Raw genomic sequence first — 19,306 nt, forward strand, 5'->3', positions numbered from 1 at the left:
CACGCAAGGCCAATCATAAAAAACAGTCAGGGAGGGTGGAGATGGGAATTCGGTTCAAGGCCACGCATCTCGTCTTGGCGATGCTCTGCGCGATGTATTTCATCACCTATGTCGACCGGGTGAACATCGGCACCGCCGCGAGCGAGATCCAGAAGGAGCTGGGTCTGTCGAACACCCAGCTTGGCCTCGTCTTCTCCGCCTTCGCCTATCCCTATCTGCTGTTTCAGGTGATCGGCGGCTGGGTCGGTGATCGCTTCGGGCCGCGCAAGACGTTGTTCTGGTGCGGCATGATCTGGGCGGCGGCGACCATCTCGACCGGCTTCGTCAACGGCCTTGCCGCACTGTTCGTCGCGCGTTTCGCGCTCGGCTTCGGCGAGGGCGCGACCTTTCCGACGGCAACGCGCGCGATGCAATACTGGACGCCCGCGAACCGCCGCGGTTTTGCGCAGGGACTGACCCATTCCTTCGCCCGGCTCGGCAACGCCGTGACGCCGCCGGTGGTGGCGCTGCTCATCCTCTGGCTGACCTGGCGCGGCGCGTTCGTCGTGCTCGGTTTCGTCAGCCTGGTCTGGGGCGTCGTCTGGGTCTGGTACTTCCGTAACGAGCCGAAGGAGCACGCCGCCATCACCGAGGCCGAGCTCGCCGCACTGCCGCCGCGCCCGACCGGCGAGCGGCCTCGCGTGCCGTGGGGGCCGTTGCTCGGCCGCATGTGGCCAGTGACGCTGACCTATTTCTGCTACGGCTGGTGCCTGTGGCTCTATCTCAACTGGCTGCCGCTGTTCTTCAAGAACAACTACAATCTCGATATCAAGAACTCGGCGCTGTTCGCCTCCGGCGTGTTCTTCGCCGGCGTGGTCGGCGACAGCGTCGGCGGCGTGCTTTCGGACAAGATCCTCGACCGCACCGGCAATGTCCGCCTGGCGCGGCTGAGCGTCACCGTTGCGGGATTTACCGGGGCGCTGCTTTCGCTGTTTCCGATCCTGTTCGTCCACGACATCACGATCGTCGCGCTGTGCCTGTCGGCCGGCTTCTTCTGCGCCGAGCTGGTGATCGGCCCGATGTGGTCGATCCCGATGGACATCGCCCCGAAATATTCCGGCACCGCCTCGGGACTCATGAACACCGGCTCGGCCTTCGCCGCCATCGTCTCCCCGCTCGTTGCCGGCTTCGTGATCGACGCGACCGGCAACTGGTACCTGCCGTTCCTGATGTCGATGGGGCTGCTGTTGCTCGGTGGCTTCTCCGCCTTCCTGATGCATCCGGAGCGCCCGTTTACGGAGGCCGAGGGGCGCCTGCCGGTCGGAAAGGTGGTGGCCGCGGAGTAGGGGCGGCGGAGGCCCGCCGCTTATGCATGGGAGGCGTCTTAAGGAGAGGGGACAAGCTGGTCAAATGGTGCTATTCGGCGCCCATTAAAACCAAGGCTAGACCGGGAAGGACGCCGATGACCGTGCACACTGGAAGGCATTTCTTACAGATTCCAGGACCGACCAATGTGCCCGACCGGGTGCTGCGGGCGATGGACATGCCGACGCTGGACCATCGCGGTCCGGAGTTCGCGGAGCTCGGTTTCGCGGTCCTCGCCTCGATGCAGCGGGTGTTCCGCACGCAGCGGCCCGTGATCATCTTCCCCTCGTCCGGCACCGGTGCCTGGGAAGCGGCGATGGTCAACGTGTTCGCCCCCGGCGACAAGGTTTTGATGTGCGAGACCGGCCAGTTCGCCGTGCTGTGGCGCGGCATCGCCGACAAGTTCAAGCTCGACGTCGACTTCATCCCGAGCGACTGGCGCCATGGCGCCGATCTCGCCGAGATCGAGAAGCGGCTTAGCGCCGACAAGCAGCACACGATCAAGGCGGTCTGCGTCGTCCACAACGAGACCTCGACCGGCTGCGTGACGCCGCCGCTCGACGTGCGCAAGCTGCTCGACCGCGTCAAGCATCCGGCCCTCCTGATGGTCGACACCATCTCCGGCCTCGGCTCGATGGAGTACGAGCACGATGCCTGGGGCATCGACGTCTCGGTCGCCGGCTCGCAGAAGGGCCTGATGCTGCCTCCGGGCCTCGGCTTCAATGCCGTCTCGGAGAAGGCGCTCGCGGTGGCGAAGGCCAACCCCGGCATGCGTTCCTACTGGGACTGGCAGGAGGTCATCTCCTTCAACAAGCTCGGCACCTTCCCCTATACGCCCGCGACCAATCTGCTCTACGGCCTGCGTGAAGCGGTCAAGATGCTGGAAGAGGAGGGGCTGGAGAATGTCTGGACCCGCCACAAGCGCCACAGCGCCGCGACGCGCGCCGCGGTCAAGGTCTGGGGCCTGGAGACGCAGTGCGCCGATCCCGCCGCACACTCGCCGGCGTTGACCGGCGTGCGCGTACCCGATGGACACGACGCCGACGCCTTCCGCAAGGTGGTGCTCGAGAACTTCGACATGTCGCTCGGCACGGGCCTGAACAAGGTCAAGGGCAAGGTGTTCCGCATCGGCCATATCGGCCATTTCAACGACCTGATGCTGATGGGCACGCTTGCCGGCGTCGAGATGGGCCTGGATCTTGCAAAGATTCCGCACCGGAGCGGTGGCGTATTGGCGGCCATGGACGTCCTGAAGGGACGCGACGCGGTGCCGATGGCCAAGGCTCAGGTAGCCTGAGGGCCCTGGTGGCCTGAACTAACTTAGAAAGTGAGCGCGCGATGAACGCACCGACGACGACCAGCGAAGACCTGCTCTACTCCGTGACGGACGGCATCGCGCGGATCACCTTCAACCGCCCCCAGGCGCGTAACGCAATGACCTTCGCCATGTATGACCGCATGGCGGAGATCTGCCAGGAGATCAACGCCGATCGCTCGATCAAGGCGCTGATCCTGACCGGCGCCGGCGACAAGGCCTTCGCCTCGGGCACCGATATTTCTCAATTCCGCGCCTTCAAGACCGCGCAGGACGCGCTCGACTACGAGGCTCGCATCGACCGCGTGCTCGGCACGCTCGAGCAGTGCCGTGTGCCCGTGATCGCGGCGATCGCGGGAGCCTGCACCGGCGGCGGCGCCGGCATCGCGGCCTGCTGCGACCTCCGCATCGGCACCGAGACGACGCGCATCGGCTTTCCGATCGCGCGCACGCTCGGCAACTGCCTGTCGATGTCGAACATCAGCCGCGTCGTCTCGCTGGTTGGTCCCGCCCGCACCAAGGATCTGATCTTCAAGGCGCGCCTCGTCGAGGCGCAGGAAGCGCTGTCGCTCGGCCTGCTCAACGAGGTCGTGCCCGACGTCGAGACGCTGCAGCGCCGTGCCGACGAGACCGCCAAGCTCGTCGCAAGCCATGCGCCGCTCACGCTGGAAGCGACCAAGGAGGCGGTGCGCCGCATCCGCCGCACGCTGTCGCGCGAAGAGGGCGAGGACCTGATCCTCAAGGCCTATATGAGCGAAGATTTCCGCGAGGGCATGGACGCCTTCCTCAACAAGCGTACACCGAACTGGAAGGGCAAGTAGCGCGCAATCCAGGTCTCCGCGTCTCGATCACTCAACCGGCGGCCGTGAGACCGCCGCTGCACCGGCCTTGCAAGCCGCGAGGTCAACCCGGCCAGAAATACCCCCAGCGCAAGAGCAATTGTTCGCTCAGCCAGCCGACCCAAATAGCTGGTGCCATAAAAAGTCCGAACGGCAGGAATGCCGTACCTCGCAGCGACCGCCGTCGCACGAGAGCATTGGCGATGTATGCGGCAATCGCTGAAAGTGCGGCCAATTCGATCACCGCAGCCGCCGTTGGGAGTTCGAGCCAGGCACCGGCAACCGCGGCAAGCTTGACGTCCCCAAGCCCCAATCCGTCCCGGCCGCGCCAGTAACGGTAGAACAACAAGAGAAAAAACAACGGCAGACTTACCGCCGAGGCGCGAAAGACCGGCCACAATATCGATGTTGCACTGGCATTGGGTAAGGTTAATCCGCGTAACAAGGCAATGCCGAAAGCCGCGGCGGTCAGTTCGTTTGGAATGAGGTAGTGGCGGGCGTCGTTGCAGGCGATGCCGAGCATTAGGGCGGCGAGGTATGCACCTAACAGCCCATCCGCGCCCGGTGCGATCATGAGGCTCGTGACAACGAGCACGAATACGACAACAGCGAATGCCAAAGTGCTTTGAATTACTTCTGGTTTTCGACCAATGGAATTCCGATTGAAATAGACCATAGGCTCTCGCCATCTGCGAAATGAGGAAACGCGCCCGTGCTTCACTGAAGCGACTGGAGACCAGTGATCATATCGGTTGCGTCCGGCGTGCTGGCCGATCCGCCCGATGATCTCGCGGGCTTTTTGGCACAAAGCTGTGACAAATTATCTCTCACCGCCAGACAGTAGGGAATTCCCGAACGATCGTAGGCGGCAAACCGAACTGCAGCGTTGATTTGGTGACTCGCCTTCTATTCCAGTCCCGAGATTTCAGCGGTCGAGCTTGCAATCGATCTCATTCCAAAGTCATAAGCGGAGCGGCGCCGGGCCGGCTTGAACTGGCCGGCATTCGCCCGCACAATGCAATTCGCATTGCTTCGCGAATTGCCAATCCGAACAAGAACATAGGCGAAAAATTGGGGAGACGCACGTGGGACATGGAATGAAGGCCGCGGTCGTGCTGGCCGCCGCGCTTTGTGGCGCGCCGGCTTTTGCCGGCTGGGAGCCGACCAAGCCCGTCGAGATCGTGGTGGCCGCCGGCGCGGGCGGCGCCTCCGACCAGATGGCGCGGATGATGCAGGCCGCCATTCAGAAGAACAATCTGATGAAGCAGCCGATCGTCGTCTCGCTTAAGGGCGGCGCCTCGGGCGCGGAAGCGCTGATGTACATGAAGTCCAGCGAAGGCGACCCGAACAAGGTGCTGATCGCCTATTCGCTGATCTACATGCTGCCGCTGTCGGCGAAGATCCCGTTCAACTGGCGCGAGCTGACTCCGGTCTCGGTGATCGCGCTCGACCAGTTCGTGCTGTGGGACAACAGCGCAGGTCCGAAGACGGTGAAGGAATTCGTCGCGGCCGCGAAGGCGGCGAGTTCGCCGTTCAAGATGGGCGGCACGGGCTCCAAGCGCGAGGATCACGTGCTGACCGTCTTCCTCGAGCAGAAGACCGGCGCAAAATTCTCTTATCTGCCCTACAAGTCCGGCGGCGAGGCCGCGACCCAGCTCGTCGGCAACCACACTGAATCCAACGTCAACAACCCGAGCGAAAATCTCGAAGTCTGGCGTGCCGGCCAGGTGCGTCCGCTCTGCGTGTTCGACAAGGAGCGCATTTCCTACACCAGCAAGGTGACGGACACGCAATCCTGGGCCGACATCCCGACCTGCAAGGAGGAGGGCGTCGACGTCCAGTATCTGATGCTGCGCGCGATGTTCCTGCCCGGCAAGGTCACGCCGGAGCAGCAGGCGTTCTATGTCGATCTGTTCCACAAGGTGACGCAGACTGCGGAATACAAGGACTACATGGAAAAGCAGGCGCTGAAGCCGATCTTCCTCACCGGCAAGGACATGGTGCAATTCCTCGAGGAGGACGATGCCACCAACAAGTCGCTGATGACGGAAGCCGGATTCGTCGCGAAGTAGCCGTCTCTCTTCTCCCTCTCCCCGTTCTTACGGAGAGAGGGCAGGGGTGAGGGGCTCTCTCCCCGAAGAGAGTGGCAGGCGGACTCGCGGAGAGTCCCCCCTCACCCGGCGCTTCGGCGTTCTAGAAAACGGCCGCGGACGCGGCCTCTGCCTCTTCCCGCAAGCGGGGCGAGGTGACATCACTCCCGGCTTTTGCAAAGCAGCTCATGTCCCAAACCGAACTTGAAATCGTCGTCGACGATCCGACCGCGCCTGAAGACGACTCACCCTCCGTCGTCTCCTCCGGCACGATCGAGATATTCGTCTGCCTGCTGTTGCTCGCGTTGGCCGCAACCCTTGGCTATGACAATTGGCGCGCCGGCGCCTCCTGGGATTCGACCGGGCCGGAGCCCGGCTATTTCCCGTTTTATCTCTCCGTCATCCTCGGTGGCGGCAGCCTCTATGGCCTGATTGCAGCCTTTGTGGCGCACCGCGCTGCATCCGAAAGCTTCGTCACGCGTGCGCAAGCGCGCCGTGTGATGGCGGTGTTCGTGCCGACGCTGCTGTTCTGCCTGGTGATGCAGTTCCTCGGCCTCTACGTCGCGAGCTTCCTCCTGATCGCGGGCTTCATGCGGCTCGTCGGCAAGATCGCGCTGTGGAAGTCGCTGCTCACCGCCTTCATGTTCACGGCGATCATGTTCGTCACCTTCGATATCGCCTTCGACGTCATCATGCCGAAAGGGCCGCTCGAAGCGGCCTTCGGCCACTAGGCGCTCACGATGGAAGCTTTCGGTCTCTTGCTTCATGGCTTCGCCGTCCTTCTGACATGGAAGACGCTCGTGCTGATGATGGTCGGGCTGGTGCTCGGCATCTTCGTCGGCGTGCTGCCCGGGCTCGGCGGCCCCAACGGCGTTGCGATCCTGCTGCCGCTCACCTTCACGATGGATCCGACCTCGGCGATCGTGATGCTGTCCTGCATCTACTGGGGCGCGCTGTTCGGCGGCGCCATCACCTCAATCCTGTTCAACATCCCCGGCGAGGCCTGGTCGGTCGCGACCACGTTCGACGGCTATCCGATGGCGCAGCAGGGCAGGGCGGCGGAGGCGCTGACCGCGGCGTTCACGTCCTCCTTCATCGGCTCGCTGGTCGCGGTGCTGCTGATCACCTTCCTCGCGCCGATGATCTCGTCCTTTGCGTTGAAGTTCGGTCCGCCCGAGTTCTTCGCTGTTTATCTGCTGACCTTCTGCTCCTTCGTCGGATTGGGGCGCGAGGCCAAGCACAAGACGGTCATCTCGATGTCGCTCGGCCTTCTGCTCGCCGGCGTCGGCATGGACACGGTGTCGGGCAATCTGCGCATGACCTTCGGCTCGTCAGAACTGCTCCGCGGCATCAACTTCCTCGTTGCCGTCATTGGTCTGTTCGGCATCAGCGAGATCCTGCTGACGATGGAGGAGCGGCTGGCGCTGCGCGGACACGCCGCGAGCATCTCGCTCCGCGTCGTGCTCGGCGTCTGGAAGGACCTGCCGAAATACTGGGTGACGCTGCTGCGTTCCTCCTTCATCGGCTGCTGGCTCGGCATCACCCCGGGCGGCGCGATCGCGGCCTCCTTCATGGGTTACAACCTTGCAAAACGCTTCGCCAAGGATCCCGAGAGCTTTGGCAAGGGCCGCATCGAGGGCGTGTTCGCACCTGAAACGGCGGCGCATGCCTCCGGCACCTCGGCGCTGCTGCCGATGCTGGCGCTCGGCATTCCCGGTTCCGGCACGGCCGCGATCCTGCTCGGCGGGTTGATGGTGTGGGGACTCAATCCGGGTCCGCTGCTGTTCGTGGAGCACAAGGACTTCGTCTGGGGCCTGATCGCCTCGATGTATCTCGGCAATGTCGTCGGCCTTGTGCTGGTGCTGACGACGGTGCCGATCTTCGCCTCGATCCTGCGGGTGCCGTTCGCCGCGGTGGCGCCGATGATCGTGGTGTCCTGTGCGATCGGCGCCTATGCGATCCAGAACGCGATGTTCGACATCTGGCTGATGCTGGGCTTCGGCGTCGTCGGCTACGTCTTCAAGAAGATCGGCATCCCGCTCGCGCCGTTCACCCTGGCGCTCGTGCTCGGCAACCGCGCCGAGGATGCCTTCCGCCTGTCGATGATCGGGTCCGGCGGCAACCTCAAGGTGTTCTGGTCGAACAGCTTGGTCGGCTCGATCACAACCTTGGCGATCGTGCTGCTATTTTGGCCTGTGATCGACCGCTTGCTGCGCTGCGTCGGATGGTCGCGGCGGGCGAAGCCTGCCGCTTGACCCAAGCGGATTGGAAACTGGAGCGCTGAACGTCGTGAACGGCACGGGATATGGGAGGCAGCGGCTTTACGATTGCAAGCGCGGCTGCGGGCTTGATCAAGGCGACGCTCAGCAACGTCAAGGTGATCTACGCGGCCAGCGGTATCGGCGTGGGTGCCGACGCCGCCGTTCACCTCAGCAATTCGGTCGTGTCAAGCAACTCGGTTGCCGGCATTGCCATCTCGGGCGGCGGCATCAACATTGACGCCACAACGATCTCCTTCAACACGATCGGCGTCAAGCAAGTCGGCGGATCGGTCGACCTGTCCAACAACGACCTTTCTCCGCTATGTCGGCTCGCGCTTCGACGGTTTGCGTAAGATCTAGATGGTTGCTTAAGCCCTCAATGCGCGGCCGATGGTGATCACCGCGGTGGCCCGGATCCGAAAGGCCGGCTGTCGCGACGCGGCCGTTCTTTCACACCACCTTGGCGTTCCGGAGCGTCGCGATCTCGTCTGCACTGAGGCCGAACTCCTTCAAGATCTCGTCGGTCTGCTCGCCGAATTCCGGCGGCCGCGCCACCATCTTGCTCGGCGTGCGCGACAGCGTGACGGGTTGGCCGACCAGTCGAATGTAGCGGTCCCCGTCGTTCGGCACGTCCTGAGCGCAGGTCTTTGCGTGGGGCAATGGCTGAGAGAGGTCGGAGAATTCTCGCCAAACGGATGATCTTGCACGCAGATCTCGCAGCTCTTCTAGGCAGCGCCGGGGTCTTCAGCCATGGCATTCATATGGAGCCGGGATTCAGATTGCCGTCCGGCCCGCGCGCTGATTCCTATTGGAGCGACGTGATCACGCACCGCCAGAAATCCTGCTTGACCCCAACTTCGCCCTCGAAATCGGTGTTGCCGATGATGTCTCAGAAGTGGATGATTGGGCCGTGAGGATGCAATTCATCTGCGACGTCTTAGAGAAAGGCATCCTGACAAAATCGAACGCCGCAAAAAGCAGATGAAAAAAGGGAGTAAGGCTGTTCTGCAGCGATGGCCGTGCAGCTGACACCTCCGCGAGGCCAACGCGCTTTAATTCGTTAATGGCGCTTACGGTCCAGAATGGGGCGCCTTGCGTATACGAGCAATTCAAAACATGAAGGCCCGCGGATTCACAGTGACGAATGAAGCTAGGTTTGGTGAAGAGAACAAAATGTCGAGGCGTGTGATATCCTCCCCAGGAACGATTTCTAAAAATACGAGCGTCTAGCGAGTCGTAGTTGGGCGTTTTAATCCAAATGAGACCACCAGGAGAAAGCAGGCTCTTTGCCTTTTTCAGTATCTGGATCGGATCTGGAACGTGCTCGATCAGGTTTAGCATCAAGATCAAGTCAAACGTTTTTTCAGTCTCGAAGCCTTCAATAGGCGTGAGGTGAAAGTTGTGACCTTTGGCGCGGGCGACATCGGCCGCTCCAGCATCAATGTCTACGACGGTTGTATCAGCAATTCTGGAATCGGCTCTCTTCAGCCCGTCGAGGAGCCAGCCGATTCCGCCTCCAACGTCTAATGCAGACAGGCGTTCTCCATTGAGTTGTTTGGTGATTGCTTGGAAAGCCCTGTCGTCAAGACGCTTCTTGAAGCGTAGTGCCAAGGTATCGGCTGCATTGGCGTGAAACGAATAATAGTTGGATGGATAGATTTCATTCAGCCGATCCGACAGCATCGGGTAAATGAACAGAATATCGCAGCTGTCACAGCGGTAGAAATCGAAGAGCCTGCCGGATGTAAAATACTCAACGTCGTTGGCTTTCGCGAAATGACGCACAGAACCATCGGCACAAATCGGGCACGTAATTTTGGTCATGTGAACCTGAAGAGACTGAGGAACGTTTTCAAATATGTGGAGCGACGCTGCTCGATAACCGATGCTAACTCCGTCTTGAGGAGATATGCCTCCATTTCATGCAAGTTGTATAGGAAACCTGCGGCTCCCAGTGGTGCAGTAGGTGGCGATTGAATCCCGCGGCTCCGAATACCGAAGCGAATATGCCGGGTCCAAACACCCTCGTATAGGCGCCATGATCATGCTCATTGTAATCGACACATGAATCCGCAGAGGGGTCTCTATGTTCCAGCAACTGGCGAAGAGCGCCGAAGAGGGGGAAAAACATCACGGTCCCCAGGACCCACGCGGCGCAAAAAAGTAGCTCGCGAGAAAAGAAGGAAATCGTGACGATTGCAATGTGCGCAAGGAGACCCATGGGCCTGACCCATGTGCCTCGATCGACCCTCTTGGCTTTAGCTTCGAGTTCGGTGCGCGACCGCAGCACTTCCATCACTCGGACGCCAAACAGAGCCTTGATCAGAAATGCCAGATTAAGCGAGGAGAAATAAGTCGATTCGCTGTCGTCGATTTTGCCGAGCGCGCGATGATGCTGAAAATGGGTGATGCGGTACTGCTGAACAGATGTGCCTATCATCCAAGCAACCAGAATGTTGCATAGAAAATCACTCTGTCCTCTATCAGGGGCGAGATTGAAGTGAGCGCCTTCATGAAGGAACAGTTGCAGGTAGGCGATCCAGAAGCCAATAGAGATTGCACCAGCAAACACAGTAAATAGCAGTCCATAGTTCATTTCCACGGGCACGGCGCGGACAAACGCAAAAGTAACAATCAGCGCAAAGTAGCCGAGCGCAATATCCAGATAGAGCCTCGTATAGTTGGGCGTCAGCGTCTTGATGAAGTCCGCGTATCTGAGACTTTCGTCATTTACGAGAAATGGCCTTAGTTCCTGAAACCTTCGCGAATAGTCATCATTACTATCGATCATTTGCCGTCACCCCGGAGATGGTTCGCCGCCTGAGCGTGCGCCGAGCGTCATTGGTTTCGCCCCCGTCTGGCTCAAGTTGAAGAGGTCAGGTTAATATTTCCATTCCCGGTCCTCCGATAGACGCGTTGAGCGAGAACGGACAGCGAATGGCAGCCGGTGACCTGCCCCTGAAGTTTCACCCAGTAGCGGTTAGAGTCTCGGCGGATGTTACGCCGTTTGGCGCGGTGTGAGCAACGTGCGATCGGCGGAGCTGGTCGGGGTTGCGCAGCCGATCGCACGTTGCGGTGAGGTAGGCGGCATAGGCCGCAGGGGTCAGATAGCCGAGCGAGGAATGCGGGCGTTGGCCGTTGTAGTCGCCGACCCAATCCGCAATCTTGGCGCGGGCGTGATCGAGGCCGAAGAACAAGGTTTCGTTGAGAAGCTCGTCCCGCATCCGGCCGTTGAAGCTTTCACAGAAGCCGTTCTGCATCGGCTTGCCCGGCGCAATGAAGTGCCAGTCGATCTTGTTCTCCTCCGACCAGGCCAGCATGGCATTGCAGGTGAACTCGGTGCCGTTGTCGGAGACGATCATGCCCGGCTTGCCGCGCTGATTGATCAGCGCCGTCAGTTCGCGTGCCACCCGCCGCCCCTGGATCGAGGTGTCGGGGATGGCCGCCAGACATTCCCGGGTCACGTCATCGACGATATTCAGGACCCGGAAGCGACGGCCGCTGGCGAACTGGTCGTGGACAAAATCCAGCGACCACCGGGCGTTCGGCCGAGCCTCGACCAGTATCGGCGCTCGGGTGCCCACGGCGCGGCGGCGGGCCCGGCGCTTGCGCACGCTGAGGCCTTCCTCTCGATACAGACGGTAGATCCGGTTCCGCCCGGACGGCTCGCCCTGCTGGCGAAGCAGCACGAACAGCCGGCGGTAGCCGAACCGCCGACGGGCATTAGCAAGCTCGCGCAAGTGGCCGCGTAGTTCGGTGTCCGGCGGTCGGCACGATCGGTACCGAACCATCTTGCGGTCAGCGCCGACGATGCCGCAGGCCCGCCGCTCCGCCAGACCCATGACGGCCTGCAGGTGCGCGACGGCTTCGCGCTTGGCGACGGGCCCTACCATTTTTTTGACAAAAGCTCGCGTAGCGCTGCAGCATCCAGCATCTGCTCGGCCAGCAGCTTCTTCAGCTTGGCGTTCTCGTCCTCGAGTTGCCGCAACCGCTTGGCATCGGAGACGTCCAGACCGCCGAACTTCGCCTTCCAATTGTACAGCGTCGCTTCAGAGACGCCATGCTTCCGCGCCAAATCGGCAGCCTTCGCACCCGCCTCATGCTCACGCAGCACGCCAATAATCTGCTCTTCCGTAAACCTGGCTCGCTTCATCTGTCCGTCCTTCAGAAGGCCGGACTCTAACTTCAACTGGAGGAAATCGGCAGGGGCAGGTCACCGGGCACAACAAACCGATGGATCATTAGATTCCCCCAGCGGGGCGACAATCTAATTCGCAACCTCTAATCGAGCAACTCATGACCGACCCTTCGGCGCCGATACCAAGTTGCGCACCGTCTCACTTCTACAATTCGCCTGGTGGCGCTACGGCTGTCGCGCAGTCGCCGACTACCGGCGCGAGCGGTGGCGTTAACGGCGGGCTCGGCGGCTCCGAGGCGCGGCCGCGCAAAATCGCGCTGCTTGCGTGGATCAAATACTGAGAACTCGCTATGAAAATCTGGAACTACCGATCGCAGGACCCAAGCCGGACTCTTCCCTGGTGTCGCGGCACTGAATCGCCCGCGCATCTCGCGAGCAAGCCGGCTCGGTGTCGTCGTGACGCCACGCTTGCTGTTCTAAGGCACCGGCGGTCTTGCCTATGGGCGGGTCTCGACCTCAGGTAGCGTAAGCGCGATCAATGTTGGCGGCTTCGGGGGCGCCGACGGCAGAACGTTCACGCCGGTTGCGGCAAGCTTCAACAGCAGCACGACGAAGGTCGGCTGGGGCGCGGGCATCGAAGGCGCCTTCGCCGACAATTGGAACGCGAGGCTCGAATATCTCTATGTCGATCTCGGAAACGCCTCGGGCTCGCTCGCAACGCCCGTGATCCCGCTCAGCGGCGCACCGCTGGTTGTCGGCTATCGCTCGCACTCCACCGACAACATCCTGCGCTTCGCCGTGAGTTACCGCTTCGGCGGCACCCGGGGTTGTGGCGCTGCTGCCCGAGTGCGCTACAATCGAGCCTTATCCCCGGCCGACTTGCGCGATTTTCTCAAGCTGCTCGACGAATACAAGCTTGATGCGACACTGCTTGAGCTGGACACGCCGGGGGTCACGCTGCTCCACTGCCTGCCGGACTGGCAATGCATCTTCAGCGACAATGTGGCGGTCGCCCATCGGCGGTTGGATGTGTTGTAGAAATAGTTCAGGCGGTACCAAAGGCGGCGTATTGGGCGCCGAGCGGAATACGCCTCAAGGCGCCCTCGACGCGGCGTGCCGGCTCTGCCTCCCAGGGCAACAGCAGGAAATGATGTGCGCCGATCTTCTGCAAACCGCTAGCCGCCATCAATCTCCGTGCCTTGCGAGCGCTGAGCAACACGGCGTCGCGATCGAATTCGCAGCGCGCAACGGCAAGGCGGGTAAGCGGATTGAGGGGATTGTGCTCGATGATGCAGATAAGGCCCCCCGGGCGCGCCACGCGCCGCATCTCATTGATGAAGTTGGTCCATTGGGCAGGCGCGACGTGGTGCAGCACGCAAATCGCAGTCACGATATCGAAACTGTCGTCGTCGAAGGGAAAGCTCCTGCCGTCGAAGGCGCGGTACTCGCCGCCGGGATTGTCGGCGCGCGCCTGCTCGATACTCTCCGATGAAACATCGATGCCGGTCAGGCTGCCGACCATGCCGCGCAGCAACGGATGAAAGCTGCCGACGCCGCAACCGACGTCGAGCATCGCGGGTCTTGCCGATCCGAGACGCCGCGCGGTCAGGTCGCGCAGGAGGTCGGCTTTGGAGCGCATGAAGAAGCTGTGGGGCAGGCCCGAGAAGTCGATCGATGATTGGACGACGTCCCGGTAATTGCTGCGGTACTGGTCGAAGAGCTCGCTCATGTGGGCTCACTATTCGTGCATGGCGTGAGCTGCGGCGCTCGCCGGCGCAGCTTGGGCGCGATCGAAGCCCAACCGCTTCTGCACGACGTAGAGTGGACGGTGCTTCACCTCGGCATGAATGCGGCCGATGTAGAGCCCGACGATGCCCGTCATGAGCATGTTAAGTCCGCATAGGAGCGATATGACGACCATGGTCGAGGACCAGCCGGCAACCAGGTGGCTGTCCTTACTCATCCACAGCACAAGCACCCAGCCGCCGTAGAGGAGGGCCAGGCACGACACCAAGAGCCTACACCAGATTGCCAGGCGTAAGGGCACATCGGAAAAGCCGAGCGCTGCAGCCAACGCAAGACGGGTCATCTTGAGCAGAGGATATTTTGTTTCGCCGGCCGCGCGCTCAAGGCGATGGAAGGTCACTTCAGTCTGCCGGAAGCCGAGCCAGGCGATCATGCCGCGCACGAAGCGGTCCCGCTCCGGCATCTGGCGTAGCGCGTCGAGCACCTTGCGATCGATCAGGCGGAAGTCACCGACGTCGGCCGGAATCCGAACCGAGGTCATGCGCCCGAGTATCCGGTAGAACAGATGGGCCGTCGAGCGCTTAAACCGGCTTTCGCCAGCGCGCGACAGGCGCCGCGCATAAACGACTTCGTAACCTTCTTCCCATTTGGCGATGAGTTGCTCCACGACCTCAGGCGGGTCCTGCAGATCGGCATCCATAACCACAATCGCTTGGCCCTGCGCCGCGTCCATGCCGGCGGTAATAGCGACTTGGTGGCCGAAATTGCGCGACAGGCCGATCAAGCGATAGCGCGGATCGCGTTTGACGAGTGCTTCCAGTACGATGGTGCCGGAATCGATGCTGCCATCGTCGACAATAATGACCTCCGCCGGCCCGTTGAGCCGGGTCAGCAGCAGGTCGAGCCGGCGCAGCAATATCGGGAGAACGGCCTCTTCATTGAAGACCGGGACAATGATGCTGTAGCTAACCGTCCGGGAATCGATCGCCATTCGGGTTCATTCCGCTTTGAATGGGCTGAAATCTAGAGCACCTGTGGTTAAGGCAGCCTTGCATGAACAACCAGGAACGGCCGGAACGGAGACTCTTTTTTCGTGAAAACCGGGATGGAGGGTCAATCAGGCTTGTCCGGTCGGGCCCGGCGGCCCCGAACGGACAGGCATCCAACGATTTACCCAATGCGAGACTGCCCCTGTCGTGAGTGGACTCAGACGACGCCCGCCTCCCTTAGTCTTTCGATGCCCTGCGCGATCTGATCGAAGCCCGGCCGCTTGTGATAGGGGCCGTCCTAGCCGAAGCCGGAGATGCTGCCTGAAACGATGCCCGGATTGATCGTATGCCGAGCTTCTTCTAGACGTCGGGCCGGAAATTCTCGACCACCACGTCCGCCTTGGCCGCGAGGCCGTTGAACACGGCGAGCCCGCGTTCGTCCTTCAAGTTCAGCGTCATCACCCGCTTGTTGCGATGCAGATTCTGGGAGTCCCGGTCAGACGGTTTGGCCGGCTCGACTCTTCTGGGCGAGGCGGATCGAGGCAGCGGCTTGGGAGGCAAGAACGGCGGCGAGCCCGCCATAGACGATCAGATCGATCTTCCGCCAGAAGGCTTCCACTCCACCGACCAGCGTTCAAAGCCCCTGATTCCAGTCACGAACTAGCGACCGCACGCGCCAGCGATGACACGAAGATTTTGAACCTTTCTCGGGGCCAAGGCACTACCCTGATAATCTTGAGGGTACGGTTCTATGACTATCGTTCATATCGTCGGCTGGGTTTTATTGGCAGCGGTGCTGGTGGCTACGCTGAGCATAAAGAAAAGGCCGTTGTGTTGAGCGCAGTTGCTTGATGCCTTACCAGGGAAGGTTAGCGATCGCGTAGGCAACAATCGCGAGTAGCGCAATCCAACCGAACGACACGCACCAAGACCTAACCGCACGATGAGTGCTAAGGCCCCGCGTAGCACGGCTCACAGCGATAAAATCATCCATACCACCCCCACAGCGTTGAAGATCGACAGCACGACAAAGCTGAACAGATAAGTTCGTTCCGCCCAATCCATAAGCGTCCCCTGCTTATGCAACCTGTGGTATTCCATATCGCGCTTAATTGCATGCGAAAAGAAAGCAACATTGACCTAAACGCACTTTTGACGGCGTCGCATTCGAATACGATGTGATCGAGTGATGAGCGGATAATCAGGGCCACATCGTTGGTGGGTCGAGGGCCTTCCGGCCCGCCGCTTTCAACGCGTCGGTTGAGAGCTGTCCGTGTGCTGCGGCATCCAGCAGCTTCGCGGCAACGTACGCTCTGGCGCCCGTCTCGCTTACAGGAATATTTTCGCAAACTTCCTCGAGCACCGCCCTGAGCAGCGCAGTTATTTCAGCATCAAACACGCCGAACTCCCGAAATTGAGAGGATACTGAACGCTGCACAAGCGGAATATATTCGCTCGGCAGCATTCGCCGCGTATTCCGGTCTGGGCTCTGAAATCCCAGCGCCTGCCAAACTGGCACCTGTCTGTCAAAGTAATGTGACAGCCTTCTCGGCCGCGTCAACGGGGAGTTTGTGGGGCGTGCAAAGAAGGCCCCCAGCGCTAACGGGCGGGTCCTCTATACTCATGCGGACCCGGGGTAATTGCGTCACCGTCTCCGCCGATCAATCTTACTGTGGCCCAGGAAGAACAAACCCGCCAGCATGCCAATAGTGGCCGGTATGACAAGGCTGAGACAGTCCATGACGCACCGCCTCTCAGCAAAGGAATCGCCCGTTCAATAAAACTGACGGGCCTTCGGCGGGGTTCCGCGTCAGCGATAAAAACTCGCCAGCCGGAGTTGGCGTGGCGCAGACGTACGACCGGACTTCAACTGGAACGCCAAAGGGCCTATCGGTGGCATGGGCTATTGGAAACCGGGGGCGGTGTGACGGAACGAGGACGGCGTCGGCCGTTCGAGGATCCGACCCAGGATCGGTGATCGCGTACCGGTGACGCTGCTCGACGCCGGCGAGTACATCGCCACGCTGCCGAAGAAAGAGCACTCCGCGCCGGAATGGCAAGCCGCGATGCAGCACTGATCCTGGTGGCGGAAGGCGGCAGCCCGACAATGTTTGCCCGTATCGGAATCAATGCGAGCATTGAACCGCCAAAAACCGAAATGAACAGAGCCGGCCTTACCGTTGGCGCCTGCGCTCAGCTCTAACATCGAAATAGGTGATCACCGCGAACGTGGCGCCAACAGCCAAAATGGCCACAACGCCGACAATTAGCAACAGGGGATCCATAGCCGGGTCAGTATTTCTGCAGCGTCCGGTATGGGCAACTCACGAATGATTAGCGCATGCAACAAGCTCTCGCTGTAATTGCTTTTGGAACGGCTCTTGCTCTTGCTAAGACGAGCCTTTGGCAGGGAACACGGCTCGCTTGGGTCTGCTACGCAGCGTTTTATGGCTCCTTCTTCCTCGCCGGATAGCTATCGCAAGATACGAACTAGCAAGAGAATTGTATGACATCGTCGGCGAGGCGCATCCGCTGTCTAAAGCCGCGCTTCGTCAAGGGCGGTCACCTTTTCTGACGGGCTGCGGCGCCAAGGCCGATGAAGGCCGATGAAGGCCGAGCGCTGCTTCTCGACGGACCTTGCGGTGGCTCGAATGCGCAGGATATCCTTGCGGGCAACCAGGCCGACGAGATGCCCGGTCGCGCGTTCGACGATCGGCACGCGCCCGACGTCGGCCAGAACCATCCGATCCGCAAGATGTGACACCGGTTCGTCGGGATAGCCGAGTGTGAGCGAGCGATCCGATGCGCAGTCGAACAAGGTGTCGCGACCGTCGGCGCTTTCCGCGCGCCAGCGCAAGACGTCCGCGCGGCCCACGAGACCCGAGACCTGACCGCCTGCATCGATGTGACGCCGCTCGTCCCCGGAGAAGAACGACATCGCTTCGCCGACCGTCATCGTTCCGGGCAGCGTATCGACGTCCGTCACCATCACTTCGTTGACGCGCAGCAGTTCAAAGGGATCGATACCGTATTCGCGCACCACATGCTGGCCGCGCCGCGCGATCTTCTCCGTGAGGATCGAGCGCTTGAGCAGCAGCACGGTGAGCGCATAGGAGGCGCTCGTGGCAATCAGAAGCGATCCGAGCAGCGGAAAGTCACCAGTCAGTTCGACGGCGAACAGGATACCGGTCAGCGGCGAGCGCATGGTGCCACCCATCATCGCGGCCATGCCGACGAGCGCCCATGCCCCATGCGGCCCCGGCAGCAATTGTCCTTCGAGCCAGCCGACGCAGCCGCCGAAAATGAGAAGCGGCGCGAGGACGCCCCCGGATGTGCCCGACGCGAGAGCGACGATCCAGATCGCGGACTTTACCAGCAGGATCTGCACCGCGACTGATACCACAACGTTGTCGTTGAGCAGGTCGCCGATGATGTCGTAGCCGACACCGAGGGCCCGCGGTTTGATCAAGCCGCCGGCGCCGACGAACAGTCCGCCGATCGCCGGCCACCACATCCAGTGGATCGGCAGGTGACTGAAAAAATCCTCGGCCTTGTACAGCAGCGTGGTCAGCAATCCCGATTGCAATCCCGCGACCACGCCAACGCCGACGCAGGCAAGCGGCCCCCACCAAGGCAGATCGAGCTGGCCGGCGAACGGAAACAGCGCGCCGCTGCCGATCAGCCAGGGCCGCAGCGACGACGAGACCACGCAGGCGGCGATCACGGGGATCAGGCTGCGCGGCTTCAGCTCGAACAGGAGAAGCTCGACGGCGAGCATGACGGCCGCGATCGGTGTTCCGAAGATGGCCGTCATGCCTGCCGCGGCACCGGCCACCAGCAACGCCTTGCGTTCGGCCGCGCTGAGGTGGAAGCATTGCGCGAAGAGAGAGCCGACCGCACCGCCGGTCATGATGATCGGACCCTCTGCGCCGAATGGCCCGCCGGTGCCGATCGATATCGCCGACGATAGCGGCTTGAGGACGGCGACTTTCGGTTGCAAACGGCTGCCGCCGATCAGAATCGCCTCGATCGCCTCGGGAATACCGTGGCCGCGAATTTTTTCGGACCCGAAGCGCGCCATCAGGCCGATGACGAGGCCGCCAATGGCCGGGGCTGCAACCATCCAGGCGTCGGGTTTCAGATTGGCTGTCGAGAGGGTCTGCGTGCTCAGCGTGTGCAGCCACACGGCATTGGTGACGAGCGCGATGGCGCGCAGCAACAGCCACGCCGTACCGGAGCCACCCGCGCCGACGAAGACAGCCATGGCGACCAGCAGGAGAACACGCCGGTCTGTCGTGAAGTCGCCGAGTCGCGGCAGGGAATTGGCGGGGATGGGGCGGGGCATCTTGGTCCGATCGAGGTAACGCGATTGTGAGGACGATGAAGTGGCGCCGATAACATCGGCCGGCGCCGTACTTGGGACGCGCCTAGTCGTCGGGCGCGTCCCCTAGCCACAACGCACTGCGTGGAAATATATCGTAGAGCGATATAAATCAACGGATCATTGCCGGCGGGAAGGCCGGTTCGCAGATCAGGGGAGAAGGCAGCCTAGCGGGCAGCTCGAGAATTCGGGTTATGCGGGGC

The 19,306-nt window shown here is 61.4% G+C and carries 17 protein-coding genes and 3 pseudogenes; 8 read left to right on the forward strand and 12 right to left on the reverse strand.

The window, feature by feature from the left end:
• The first annotated feature begins 41 nt into the window (after positions 1 to 41).
• The 3 genes from AB7G19_RS13725 (at position 42) to AB7G19_RS13735 (ending at position 3,480) form a co-directional block, all read left to right on the forward strand.
• Positions 42 to 1,325, forward strand: a complete 1,284-nt coding sequence (locus tag AB7G19_RS13725; RefSeq protein ID WP_354130670.1) for an MFS transporter — start codon at positions 42 to 44, stop codon at positions 1,323 to 1,325.
• 116 nt (positions 1,326 to 1,441) lie between these two features.
• Positions 1,442 to 2,641 carry a pyridoxal-phosphate-dependent aminotransferase family protein gene (locus tag AB7G19_RS13730; RefSeq protein WP_354130671.1) on the forward strand — a complete coding sequence of 400 codons (1,200 nt, stop codon included), beginning with the start codon at positions 1,442 to 1,444 and terminating at the stop codon, positions 2,639 to 2,641.
• 41 nt (positions 2,642 to 2,682) lie between these two features.
• A complete protein-coding gene (locus tag AB7G19_RS13735) occupies positions 2,683 to 3,480 on the forward strand; it encodes an enoyl-CoA hydratase/isomerase family protein (protein WP_354130672.1) in 798 nt (265 codons plus the stop codon).
• Positions 3,481 to 3,562: 82 nt separating this feature from the next.
• Here the strand turns inward: AB7G19_RS13735 and AB7G19_RS13740 are convergent, their stop codons facing one another.
• On the reverse strand, positions 3,563 to 4,174 hold the full coding sequence (locus AB7G19_RS13740; protein WP_354130673.1) for an A24 family peptidase: 612 nt from the start codon (positions 4,172 to 4,174) through the stop codon (positions 3,563 to 3,565).
• Positions 4,175 to 4,595: 421 nt separating this feature from the next.
• Here AB7G19_RS13740 and AB7G19_RS13745 point away from each other — a divergent pair, with 421 nt between their 5' ends.
• The 4 genes from AB7G19_RS13745 to AB7G19_RS13760 all read left to right on the forward strand — a co-directional run bounded on the left by AB7G19_RS13745 (position 4,596) and on the right by AB7G19_RS13760 (position 8,202).
• Positions 4,596 to 5,570: a Bug family tripartite tricarboxylate transporter substrate binding protein gene (locus AB7G19_RS13745; RefSeq protein WP_028149699.1), complete on the forward strand. Its 975-nt coding sequence runs from the start codon at positions 4,596 to 4,598 to the stop codon at positions 5,568 to 5,570.
• Between the two features lie 206 nt (positions 5,571 to 5,776).
• Positions 5,777 to 6,319, forward strand: a complete 543-nt coding sequence (locus AB7G19_RS13750) for a tripartite tricarboxylate transporter TctB family protein (RefSeq protein WP_063982139.1) — start codon at positions 5,777 to 5,779, stop codon at positions 6,317 to 6,319.
• Positions 6,320 to 6,328: 9 nt separating this feature from the next.
• Positions 6,329 to 7,843, forward strand: a complete 1,515-nt coding sequence (locus AB7G19_RS13755; protein WP_354130674.1) for a tripartite tricarboxylate transporter permease — start codon at positions 6,329 to 6,331, stop codon at positions 7,841 to 7,843.
• Between the two features lie 50 nt (positions 7,844 to 7,893).
• A complete protein-coding gene (locus AB7G19_RS13760; RefSeq protein WP_354130675.1) occupies positions 7,894 to 8,202 on the forward strand; it encodes a right-handed parallel beta-helix repeat-containing protein in 309 nt (102 codons plus the stop codon).
• Between the two features lie 97 nt (positions 8,203 to 8,299).
• Here AB7G19_RS13760 and AB7G19_RS13765 read toward each other — a convergent pair.
• The 6 genes and pseudogenes from AB7G19_RS13765 to AB7G19_RS13790 form a co-directional block, all read right to left on the reverse strand.
• Positions 8,300 to 8,488: pseudogene (locus AB7G19_RS13765) on the reverse strand (CoA transferase); the annotation flags it as partial.
• A 183-nt stretch (positions 8,489 to 8,671) separates the two neighbouring features.
• Positions 8,672 to 9,673, reverse strand: a complete 1,002-nt coding sequence (locus tag AB7G19_RS13770) for a class I SAM-dependent methyltransferase (protein ID WP_354130676.1) — start codon at positions 9,671 to 9,673, stop codon at positions 8,672 to 8,674.
• A gap of 64 nt (positions 9,674 to 9,737) precedes the next feature.
• Positions 9,738 to 10,640 carry a fatty acid desaturase gene (locus AB7G19_RS13775; protein WP_441267875.1) on the reverse strand — a complete coding sequence of 301 codons (903 nt, stop codon included), beginning with the start codon at positions 10,638 to 10,640 and terminating at the stop codon, positions 9,738 to 9,740.
• Positions 10,641 to 10,815: 175 nt separating this feature from the next.
• Positions 10,816 to 11,883 carry an IS3 family transposase gene (locus AB7G19_RS13780; RefSeq protein ID WP_231142186.1) on the reverse strand — a complete coding sequence of 356 codons (1,068 nt, stop codon included), beginning with the start codon at positions 11,881 to 11,883 and terminating at the stop codon, positions 10,816 to 10,818.
• Positions 11,850 to 12,002 (reverse strand): annotated as a pseudogene (locus tag AB7G19_RS13785) (transposase); the annotation flags it as partial. The gene AB7G19_RS13780 and the pseudogene AB7G19_RS13785, both read right to left, overlap by 34 nt.
• Before the next feature lie 482 nt (positions 12,003 to 12,484).
• Positions 12,485 to 12,622, reverse strand: a complete 138-nt coding sequence (locus AB7G19_RS13790) for a hypothetical protein (protein ID WP_354130678.1) — start codon at positions 12,620 to 12,622, stop codon at positions 12,485 to 12,487.
• Between the two features lie 88 nt (positions 12,623 to 12,710).
• Here AB7G19_RS13790 and AB7G19_RS13795 point away from each other — a divergent pair, with 88 nt between their 5' ends.
• Entirely contained in the window at positions 12,711 to 13,025 is a 315-nt protein-coding gene (locus tag AB7G19_RS13795) for a hypothetical protein (RefSeq protein ID WP_354130679.1), read from the forward strand.
• 7 nt (positions 13,026 to 13,032) lie between these two features.
• Here AB7G19_RS13795 and AB7G19_RS13800 read toward each other — a convergent pair whose 3' ends face one another.
• The 5 genes and pseudogenes from AB7G19_RS13800 to AB7G19_RS13820 form a co-directional block, all read right to left on the reverse strand.
• The gene (locus tag AB7G19_RS13800) at positions 13,033 to 13,716 is read right to left on the reverse strand and encodes a class I SAM-dependent methyltransferase (RefSeq protein WP_212454617.1); all 684 of its coding nucleotides are present in this window, start codon (positions 13,714 to 13,716) and stop codon (positions 13,033 to 13,035) included.
• Between the two features lie 9 nt (positions 13,717 to 13,725).
• Positions 13,726 to 14,724 carry a glycosyltransferase family 2 protein gene (locus tag AB7G19_RS13805; RefSeq protein WP_441267876.1) on the reverse strand — a complete coding sequence of 333 codons (999 nt, stop codon included), beginning with the start codon at positions 14,722 to 14,724 and terminating at the stop codon, positions 13,726 to 13,728.
• Between the two features lie 299 nt (positions 14,725 to 15,023).
• Positions 15,024 to 15,214, reverse strand: a pseudogene (locus AB7G19_RS13810) (CoA transferase); the annotation flags it as partial.
• 709 nt (positions 15,215 to 15,923) lie between these two features.
• Positions 15,924 to 16,187: a hypothetical protein gene (locus tag AB7G19_RS13815; protein WP_441267877.1), complete on the reverse strand. Its 264-nt coding sequence runs from the start codon at positions 16,185 to 16,187 to the stop codon at positions 15,924 to 15,926.
• Between the two features lie 1,071 nt (positions 16,188 to 17,258).
• Entirely contained in the window at positions 17,259 to 19,067 is a 1,809-nt protein-coding gene (locus AB7G19_RS13820) for a chloride channel protein (protein ID WP_441267878.1), read from the reverse strand.
• Positions 19,068 to 19,306 lie beyond the last annotated feature (239 nt).

This window comes from Bradyrhizobium sp. 215_C5_N1_1, from assembly GCF_052075935.1.
GTDB classification, from domain to species: domain Bacteria; phylum Pseudomonadota; class Alphaproteobacteria; order Rhizobiales; family Xanthobacteraceae; genus Bradyrhizobium; species Bradyrhizobium barranii.

Bases quoted from the DNA above. Each gene is read 5' to 3' on its own strand.
- AB7G19_RS13770 (WP_354130676.1), bottom strand. From the start codon at position 9,673: ATGACCAAAATTACGTGCCCGATTTGTGCCGATGGTTCTGTGCGTCAT.
- AB7G19_RS13740 (WP_354130673.1), bottom strand. From the start codon at position 4,174: ATGGTCTATTTCAATCGGAATTCCATTGGTCGAAAACCAGAAGTAATT.
- AB7G19_RS13820 (WP_441267878.1), bottom strand. From the start codon at position 19,067: ATGCCCCGCCCCATCCCCGCCAATTCCCTGCCGCGACTCGGCGACTTC.
- AB7G19_RS13750 (WP_063982139.1), top strand. From the start codon at position 5,777: ATGTCCCAAACCGAACTTGAAATCGTCGTCGACGATCCGACCGCGCCT.
- AB7G19_RS13815 (WP_441267877.1), bottom strand. From the start codon at position 16,187: ATGCTGCCGAGCGAATATATTCCGCTTGTGCAGCGTTCAGTATCCTCT.
- AB7G19_RS13745 (WP_028149699.1), top strand. From the start codon at position 4,596: ATGAAGGCCGCGGTCGTGCTGGCCGCCGCGCTTTGTGGCGCGCCGGCT.
- AB7G19_RS13790 (WP_354130678.1), bottom strand. From the start codon at position 12,622: ATGCCCGCGCCCCAGCCGACCTTCGTCGTGCTGCTGTTGAAGCTTGCC.
- AB7G19_RS13725 (WP_354130670.1), top strand. From the start codon at position 42: ATGGGAATTCGGTTCAAGGCCACGCATCTCGTCTTGGCGATGCTCTGC.
- AB7G19_RS13800 (WP_212454617.1), bottom strand. From the start codon at position 13,716: ATGAGCGAGCTCTTCGACCAGTACCGCAGCAATTACCGGGACGTCGTC.
- AB7G19_RS13775 (WP_441267875.1), bottom strand. From the start codon at position 10,640: ATGATCGATAGTAATGATGACTATTCGCGAAGGTTTCAGGAACTAAGG.
- AB7G19_RS13755 (WP_354130674.1), top strand. From the start codon at position 6,329: ATGGAAGCTTTCGGTCTCTTGCTTCATGGCTTCGCCGTCCTTCTGACA.
- AB7G19_RS13805 (WP_441267876.1), bottom strand. From the start codon at position 14,724: ATGGCGATCGATTCCCGGACGGTTAGCTACAGCATCATTGTCCCGGTC.
- AB7G19_RS13730 (WP_354130671.1), top strand. From the start codon at position 1,442: ATGACCGTGCACACTGGAAGGCATTTCTTACAGATTCCAGGACCGACC.
- AB7G19_RS13735 (WP_354130672.1), top strand. From the start codon at position 2,683: ATGAACGCACCGACGACGACCAGCGAAGACCTGCTCTACTCCGTGACG.
- AB7G19_RS13760 (WP_354130675.1), top strand. From the start codon at position 7,894: ATGGGAGGCAGCGGCTTTACGATTGCAAGCGCGGCTGCGGGCTTGATC.